Below are 958 nucleotides of genomic sequence, written 5' to 3' on the forward strand. Positions count from 1 at the left end.
CGGCGGTCCCGTCCGCCCTGTTCTGTTCGGCCGGTGCGGTGACGTCCGCCCGGCGCGGGGCGGCGGAAACGCGCCGGCCGGGCACGCGGCACGCCAGGTGGTCGGGGGTGGCCTCCGGGGGCTGCTTGCGGACGAAGGCGCGGCGCAGGGCGTGGTAGGGGGCGGCGGGGTCGTCGAAGGCCTCCGCCATCCGCGCCAGCTCCGCCTCCCGGTAGGCGGCCAGCGGCCGCAGCTGCTCGTCCACGTCGCGGCGGGCCTTCTTGCCCGCGATGCGGGAGTGGGTGGCGGGCCAGTTCGCCAACCGTACGGCGAGACGGGCCGTTTCGTCCGCGAAGGCCTGCGGGGTGCATTCGATGGTGCGGTCGACCAGGCCGAGGCGGCGGGCGGCCTCCGCCCCGACGGGCAGGGCCTCGGCCGTCAGGCGCCTGGCGGCGGCGCTGCCGGTGCGTCGGGGCAGGGTGTACGTCCAGTATTCGGAGCCGTGGAGGCCCATCAGCCGGTAGTGCGGGTTCAGGACCGCCCCGGAGCGGCACCACACCTCGTCCGCGGCGAGCGCGAGCATCGCGCCCCCGGCGGCGGCGTTCCCGCCGACGGCGGCGACGACGAGCCGGTCGGTGGTGGTGAGGACGGCCTCCACCAGGTCGTTCATCGCGTGGATGTTCGCCCAGGACTCGGCGGCCGGGTCCGGCGCGGCCTCGATGACGCCGAGGTGGATGCCGTTGGAGAAGAAGTCGCGGCCCCCGCCGAGGACGAGGACGGAGGTGGGGCGGGTACACGCCTCGCGGTACGCGGCGAGCAGGCGCCGGCAGTGGTCGGTGCCCATCGCCCCGCCGGGGAAGGAGAACGACAGGAAGCCCGCCGCGCCCTCCTCCCGGTAGGAGATGTCGGACCAGGTGCGCCGCCCTGCGTCGGCCGCCGCCCGGGTCGGGGCGGGGAGTTCCGGCAGGGCGGGCAGCAG

General features: G+C 76.6%; 1 protein-coding gene. It reads right to left on the reverse strand.

Annotated elements, in window-relative coordinates; genetic code table 11:
* On the reverse strand, positions 1-958 hold a 958-nt coding region (locus EF903_RS32975; protein WP_148142664.1), incomplete at both ends, for an enoyl-CoA hydratase/isomerase family protein.

This window comes from Streptomyces sp. WAC05292, assembly GCF_003949955.1.
GTDB lineage: Bacteria > Actinomycetota > Actinomycetes > Streptomycetales > Streptomycetaceae > Streptomyces > Streptomyces globosus.